General features: G+C 68.3%; 5 protein-coding genes. 2 read left to right on the forward strand and 3 right to left on the reverse strand.

Annotated elements, in window-relative coordinates; translation table 11 throughout:
• The first annotated feature begins 13 nt into the window (after positions 1-13).
• On the forward strand, positions 14-2416 hold the full coding sequence (locus ACE3O8_RS04725; protein ID WP_374387309.1) for a TonB-dependent receptor: 2403 nt from the start codon (positions 14-16) through the stop codon (positions 2414-2416).
• Positions 2417-2461: 45 nt separating this feature from the next.
• On the opposite strand, the gene ACE3O8_RS04730 is transcribed toward ACE3O8_RS04725, so the two are convergent.
• On the reverse strand, positions 2462-4090 hold the full coding sequence (locus tag ACE3O8_RS04730; RefSeq protein ID WP_374387311.1) for a phytoene desaturase family protein: 1629 nt from the start codon (positions 4088-4090) through the stop codon (positions 2462-2464).
• Between the two features lies 1 nt (position 4091).
• A complete protein-coding gene (locus tag ACE3O8_RS04735) occupies positions 4092-5267 on the reverse strand; it encodes an aromatic ring-hydroxylating dioxygenase subunit alpha (protein ID WP_374387313.1) in 1176 nt (391 codons plus the stop codon).
• A gap of 71 nt (positions 5268-5338) precedes the next feature.
• Here ACE3O8_RS04735 and betI point away from each other — a divergent pair, with 71 nt between their 5' ends.
• Positions 5339-5950, forward strand: a complete 612-nt coding sequence (betI, locus tag ACE3O8_RS04740; RefSeq protein WP_374387315.1) for a transcriptional regulator BetI — start codon at positions 5339-5341, stop codon at positions 5948-5950.
• Here betI and ACE3O8_RS04745 read toward each other — a convergent pair.
• Positions 5933-7235: bifunctional 3-(3-hydroxy-phenyl)propionate/3-hydroxycinnamic acid hydroxylase (locus ACE3O8_RS04745; RefSeq protein ID WP_374387317.1), on the reverse strand; the 1303-nt coding region annotated here is incomplete at its 5' end. The two genes, betI and ACE3O8_RS04745, sit on opposite strands and share 18 nt — an antisense overlap.

Consider the following 7235-nt stretch of genomic DNA (forward strand, 5'->3'; position numbering starts at 1 on the left):
ACAAGGGGTATCTATGGGAGTCCATGAAAAGAGGACCGCGCGCACGGCCGTGCGTGGCCTGCTGCTGCTTTCGACATCGCTGGCGTTTCCGCTCGCCGCATCGGCCCAGACGGCCGCGGCCCCGGAAGGCGGCCTTGGCGACATCATCATCACCGCCACGAAGACGTCGCAGAACCTGCAGGACGTGCCGATCAGCGTGCAGGCGTTCGACACCCAGACGCTGTCGAACCTGCAGGTGCAGTCGTTCAACGACTATGTGCGGTTCCTGCCGTCCGTCACCTTCCAGTCGTCGGGCCCCGGCACGGCGAAGGTCTATTTCCGCGGTGTCTCCTCTGGCGAGAACGCCAACCACTCCACCTCGCAGCCGACCGTCGGCATCTATCTCGATGAACTGCCCGTCACCACCATTTCGGGCGCAGTCGATGTGCATGTCTATGATCTCGCCCGGGTCGAGGCGCTGGCCGGGCCGCAGGGCACGCTGTTCGGCGCCTCCAGCATGGCGGGCACGATCCGCCTGATCACCAACCGCCCGGACCCGTCGGCCTTTTCCGGCGCCGTTGACGCCGAGGTGAACACGGTTGCCGACGGCGGCATCGGCGGCGTGCTGGAAGGCTTCGTGAACGTGCCGCTGAGCGACCGGATCGCGGTGCGCGCCGTCGGCTGGTACAAGAAGGATGCGGGCTATATCGACAATGTGCTGCAGACGCGGGTCTATCCCACGTCCGGCATCACCGCGACGACCGCGCCCTATGTGAAGAAGGACTATAACGACGTCGAGACCCTCGGCGGCCGGTTGGCGCTGGGGATCGAGCTGGACGACGACTGGACGATCACGCCCAGCATCATGGGCCAGAAGCAGAAGGCGAACGGCTTCTTCGGCGAGGAAACCGGGCTCGATAAGCGGCAGGTGGCCCAGTACAACCCCGAATGGGGACGGGACGACTGGTTCCAGGCGGCGCTGACCATCGAAGGCAAGATCGGCAACTGGGATCTCGTCTATGCAGGCGGCTACATGAAGCGCAAGACGCCGGCCGACAGCGACTATTCCGACTATGCCTATTTCTATGACAGCCTGTTCGGTTCGGGCGCCTATATCTATGACAATGCAGGCAATATCATCAGCCCGAACCAGTATGTGAAGTCGCGCCCGCGCTATTCGCGGCAGAGCCACGAACTGCGGCTGACCTCTCCGCAGGACCAGCCCGTCCGCGCGATCGTCGGCCTGTTCTATCAGCGGCAGCAGAACGACATCGAAGAGCATTATGTGATCGACGGCATCGCGGATTCGATCACCGTGACCGGCACGGACAGCAACATCTGGCTGACCCGCCAGCGCCGGATCGACCGCGACTATGCCGCCTTCGGCGAACTTGCGTGGGACATCAACGACCAGCTGACGCTGACCGGCGGCGCCCGCGTCTACAAGTACAAGAATTCGCTGATCGGCTTCTTCGGCTATTCGGCGGGCTTCAGCAGCAAGACGGGCGAATCCCAGTGTTTCGCCCCGTCCGAGGTGGACGGCGCGCCCTGCACCAACCTCGATCGCACCACCAGCGACACCGGCTGGCTGCCGAAGGTGAACCTCACCTACAAGTTCAACGACGACGCGCTGGTCTATGCCACCTTCTCGCGCGGGTTCCGCCCCGGCGGGGTCAACCGGCGCGGCGGGCTGGAGCCTTATCTGTCGGATCAGCTCGACAATTTCGAGCTGGGCTGGAAGACGAGCTGGGCGGACAACAGCGTCCGCTTCAACGGCGCCATCTATCAGCTGAACTGGCGGGACATCCAGTTTTCCGCGCTGGGCGAAAACGGCCTGACCGTGGTGACCAACGCCGGCGACGGCCGCATCCGCGGCTTCGAGGCGGACCTGACCTGGGTGCCGGCGCCGGGCTTCACCCTGTCGGCCAGCGGCAGCTACAACGACGCCAAGCTGGTGACGGACTTCTGCGCCTTTGCGAACCCGGACCAGGATTGCACCATCCCCGGCCCCGGCGGCCTCGCCAACGAGGTGCTGGCGCCTTCGGGCACCCGCCTGCCGGATACGCCGCGCTTCAAGGGCAACGCCGTCGGCCGCTATGAATGGACCATGGGCAGCGATCTCGACGCCCATGTGCAGGGCGCGATCATCTACGAAGGCTCCCGCAACGGCGACCTCCGGGTCGGCGTGCGCGACATCGTGGGGGATTTCCCGTCCTATACGCAGGTCGACCTCAGCGCGGGTGTCAGCAAGGAGAACTGGTCGTTCGAGCTGTATGCGACCAACCTGTTCGACAGCAACGCGATCACCTCGCGCAGCGTGCAGTGCCCGGAAACCACCTGCGGCGACCCGGACGGGCTGACCGCGTCGGGCGGGATCTTCTATAACTATACGCTGCGGCCGCGGACCATCGGCCTGAAGCTGGGCCGACGCTTCTGACGGGGCAGGCGGGGGCGCGCAGCCGCCCCCGCCGCCTTTCCGGCCTCAGGCCCGGCGCAGGAGCCGGCCGAACAGCGAGCGGTCCGACAGGATCTCGTGCGCGGCATTGTGGCCCGGCGCGCCGGTGACCCCGCCGCCCGGATGCGTGCCCGATCCGCACATGTAGAGGCCGGCGATCGGGCTGCGATAATCGCCATATCCCAGGATCGGGCGGGCGGCCCACAGCTGGTCGAGGCTCATGCGGCCGTGGAAGATGTCGCCGCCGATGAGGCCGAACTTGCGTTCGAGATCGAGCGGCGAGTGGATCTGCCGGGCAAGGATGCTGCCCCGGAAGTTCGGCGCATGCTGGGTCACGCAGTCGATGATATGATCCGCCACCTGCTCGCGCACATCGTCCCAGCTGCGGGCGCTGCCATCGGCGGCGGGGGGAAGTTCGGGGGCGAACTGCTGGCAGAAGAGGCTGGCGATATGCCGGCCTTCGGGGGCGAGCGAGCTGTCGACGGTGGTGGGCAGCTTCATCTCGATGATGGGCTGCTTCGACCAGCCGCCCGCCTTCGCGTCGGTGAAGGCGCGATCCATATAGTCCAGCGTGGGGGCGATGATGATGCCGCTGGTGTGATGCTCGGCCTTTTCGCGGCCGGGCAGCACGCTGAAATCGGGCAGTTCCGACAGCGCGAGGTTCATGCGGAAGGTGCCGGATCCGGTGCGGAAGGTCGCCATGCGCTTCACGAAATCGGCCGGAAGGTCGGCTTCCTTCACCAGCTTTCGATAGAGGAGGGCGGGGCCGACGTTGGCCGCGACGATGTCGGCGGCGATTTCCTGGCCGCCCGCCAGCTTCACGCCCACGGCCCTGCCGCCGCTGACGAGCACCTCGGAGACGGGGGATTCGAGGCTGATCTCAACGCCTGCCAGCGCGCAGGCCCGGGCCATCGCCTGGGTGATGGCGCCCATGCCGCCGACCGAATGGCCCCACATGCCCTTCTTGCCGTTCACTTCCCCGAACACATGGTGGAGGAGGACATAGGCGGAGCCGGGCGTATCGGGGCTGGCATAGTTGCCGACGACGGCGTCGAAGCCGAAGGCGGCCTTCACGGCTTCGCTTTCGTACCAGCCATCCAGGAAGTCGCGGGCGGATTTCACGAACAGGTCCAGCACGTCGCGCTGGGCCTCCACGTTCAGGCCCATCAGCGGGCGTCCTTGCGCGGCGGCGGCCAGCAGGGCGCGGACCCCGCCGCCCGCGTTGGGGGGCGTTTTCAGCGACAGCGCCCGCAGCACTTCGGCCACGCCCTCCAGCGCTTCTTCATAGGCGGGGAAGGTTTCCGCGTCCTTCTTCGAGAAGCGGGCGAATTCCGCCTGGGTGCGGGCGGTGCCGCCGCCCAGCTTCAGATAATTGCCGTCCATCGGGAAGAAGTTGGAAATGGTGCGCTCGACGATGCGGAAGCCGTGATCGGCGAGCTTCATGTCTGCGATCACCTTGGGCCGCAGCAGGCTGACGGTGTAGCTGGCGGTGGAATTGCGGAAGCCCGGCGCGAATTCCTCGGTGACGCAGGCGCCGCCGATGATGTCGCGCGCTTCCAGCACGCGCACCTTCAGCCCGGCCCTTGCGAGATAGAAGGCGCAGACGAGGCCGTTGTGGCCGCCGCCGAGGATGACGGCGTCATATTTGAGGGTCATGTCAGGCGCCTTGCAGGTGGCGGCGGCTCCAGCCCGGAGCCGGCGGGTGGTGGAGGCGGGCCTCCGGAAGGATGCGGCGGAGCTTGGCGGCGAAGCTGCGCAGGCAGACCTCGGTTTCGGAGAGCGGCCCGACGGTGAACAGCGCGGACTGCATGCCGGCCTGCACGCGGGCCACCAGTTCCGTATCCTCGGCGTTCACCAGCCGGTTCACACGGGCGTTGGCATAGCGTGCGGCGCGCATCTCGCGCCGGTCATCGGGCAGGGCATAGCTGATTTCCCGCAGCGCCGTCGTGGTGGGGCCGGTGGGCAGGAACTGCATGAAATCGATCTGGTCGGCATAGATGTCGAACGCGATGTTCGGCCACAGCTTGATGTACCACCAGTGCTTCTGCCGGTCGGCCGGAAGGTGGGCGACGGGCGGCAGCAGGCGGTGATAGGCGCGTTCGGACCAGCTGGCGCCCTTGCCCGGTTCCTGAAGCGGGCCGCCGAGCCAGTCGGACCATTCGGCCGCCTTCGTCACATAGTTCGGCCCGAACATCCGCCGCAGGCCGGGGTGGGCGGGCAGGATGTGCAGATTGTCGCTGTAATTGTCGCAGAGGTTCTTCCAGTTCACCGCGCGGGGGCGGGTGCGCGGGGGGGCGAGCGGCTGCATCTCCTCGAAGCGGTAGGGCGCGACCTGGGCATCCCAGGGGGCCATCATGTCCGCCACGCTGGGGAGGCCGGGGGCAAGGCGCACGAAGAGGAAACCGCGCCAGACCTCCAGCTCGATGGGGGCGAGGCCGTGGCGGGCCGGATCGAGCCCCGGATAGCTGGATTTCATCGGCACGCCCGACAGCCGGCCATCCAGTTCATAGACCCAGGCGTGATAGGGGCAGACGAGCTTTTTCGCGCAGCCCGCCGCGCCGTCGAGGATGCGCGATCCGCGATGGCGGCAGACATTGGCGAAGGCGCGGGGCAGGCCGTCGTCGCCGCGGATGACGATGATGCTTTCGCCCAGGAACTCCAGCGTCTGCCAGTCGCCGGGGTTCGGGATGTCGTTCAGGTGGCAGACGATCTGCCACGACGGCCGCATCACCCGCGCGCATTCGGCGGCGAACCATTCGGCGTCGTAATAGATCCAGGCCGGCAGAGACCAGCCCGCATCCGGATCGGGATTGTCCTGCGGCTGTGCGGCCATGATCTGCTCCGTTGTTGAACGAGTGTATAACAAGCTCGCCCGACGGCTGCAATGCTGCTATGCCGACGGGCATGAGCCTGCGCGCCGCCTTTGTCCGCGACCCCGACAGCCGGCGGCAATCGCTGATCGAGGCCTGTGCCGCCGGGCTTGCGGAAGAGGGGGCGGCGGGCGTTTCGGTGCGCAGCATCTGCGCCCGCGCGGGCGTCTCCCCGGGGCTGCTGCGCCATTATTTCGACGGCATCGACGATCTGATCGAGGCGACCTATCGGCATGTGGCCGCGCAGGTGTCGGCGGCGCTGGCGGCGGCGGTGGCGGCTGCCGGTCTGTCGCCTGTCGCCCGGCTGCGCGCCTTCGTGACGGGCAGCTTCCTGCCACCGATCGCCGCGCCGGGGTTGCTGGCGACCTGGCTGGCCTTCTGGAGCCTGGTGAAGAGCCGGCCGCCGATCGCCGCGCTGCACCGGGAGATCTATGCGGCGTCGCTGGCGGAGCTGGAAGCGCTGCTGCGGGCGGCGGATGTGCCGGATGCGGATGCGCGGACGGCGGCGATCGCAGTGACGGCGCTGGTCGACGGGCTGTGGCTGGAGCTTTCGCTGGACGCGGGCGCATTCACGCCGGCCGAGGCCGGCGCGATGGCGGACCGCTGGCTGGCCGTTTGGCTGCCGCGCTCAGGCGGCCCGGCCTAGCGCCTGGTTCCAGGCGGCAAGCAAGGCTTCGGCAGGCCCGGTTCCGAACACATGATGATCCGGGCGGACCAGAACGGCCTCTGCGGAATGGGCGTCGAGCCAGTCGAGGAGGGCGGCGCGGAACGGCGCGAGGGAGGCGATGGCGGCCATCTCGCGGGTGAGGAGGAAGGGCGCGTCGCCGGACACGGAATCGAGCCGCGCGCCGCCTGCGACGGGCTGCGGGAAATAGCCGCCGGCGCCCGGTGTGCCCGCGAGCACGAGGCCGCCCGCGATCGCCGGATAGTGCAGCGCGCCGTCGGGCGAATGGCCCGCCGCCCGGGCCGCGAGCATCTGCGCGTCGCGGGCGGCGGCGGCCTCGGGATCGGTGATGCAGACGGTGCGGCCCATCAGCATCGCCATGTCGATGGTGGCGCGCAGATTGGGTTCGCGTTCCGGCTGGTAGCTGTCGAGGATGGTGTCTGCTGCGTCGCCCTTCAGCACCATGGCGAGCTTCCAGCCGATGTTGGCGGCGTCGCGCAGGCCGGAGCAGAGGCCCTGACCCGCGAACGGCGGGGTCTGGTGCGCGGCGTCGCCCGCCAGCAGCAGCCGGCCCTTGCGCCAGCGTTCCGCGATGCGGGCGCGGAAGGTGTAGATCGCCTTGCGCTCCAGCGTGACGGCGCCTTCGACGTTCCAGGGGGCGAGGAGGGCCGCGATGCTGTCGTCGGTGGCGAGGGCGTCGGCATCCTCGCCGGGGCGGATCATGAATTCCCAGCGGTGGCGGCCTTCGCCCATCAGAACGCAGGTGGTGGGGCGGGCGGGATCGCAGATCTGGAGGTTGGCGGCGGGCAGCCGGGCGGCATCGAGGACGAGCGTGTCTATGACCAGCCAGGGTTCCTCGAAGCCCAGATCCTGCATGGCGATGCCGGCGAGGTGCCGCATCGGGCTGCGCGCGCCATCCGCCGCGACCACATAGTGGGCGCGGACCGCCCGTTCGCCGCTGGGGGTTGCGATGCGCGCCGTCAGGCCGTCGGCCGCGTCTTCGAGCGCGGTCACCTCCCAGCGGGATTCCAGCCGGGCGCCGGGCATGTCGGCGAGGCGGCGTCGCAGGGCGGCCTCCACCGAGGGCTGGTGGATCATGTTGGCAAGCGGCCAGCCCCCCGGCCCGATCCCGGCGGAGCCTTCGAAGCGCAGCAGCACCTCTCCGGCAGCGGTCAGGAAATCATAGCGGTCGGTGCTGCGGCAGCCCGCCATCACCTCGTCCGCGACGCCCGCTTCCTGCAGGATGCGGATCGCCTCGTGATCGAGG

The organism is Sandaracinobacter sp., from assembly GCF_041909755.1.
GTDB lineage: Bacteria > Pseudomonadota > Alphaproteobacteria > Sphingomonadales > Sphingomonadaceae > Sandaracinobacteroides.

Coding starts and splice junctions, on each gene's coding strand:
- ACE3O8_RS04735 (WP_374387313.1), bottom strand. CDS start 5,267: ATGGCCGCACAGCCGCAGGACAATCCCGATCCGGATGCGGGCTGGTCT.
- ACE3O8_RS04725 (WP_374387309.1), top strand. CDS start 14: ATGGGAGTCCATGAAAAGAGGACCGCGCGCACGGCCGTGCGTGGCCTG.
- ACE3O8_RS04730 (WP_374387311.1), bottom strand. CDS start 4,090: ATGACCCTCAAATATGACGCCGTCATCCTCGGCGGCGGCCACAACGGC.
- betI (WP_374387315.1), top strand. CDS start 5,339: ATGAGCCTGCGCGCCGCCTTTGTCCGCGACCCCGACAGCCGGCGGCAA.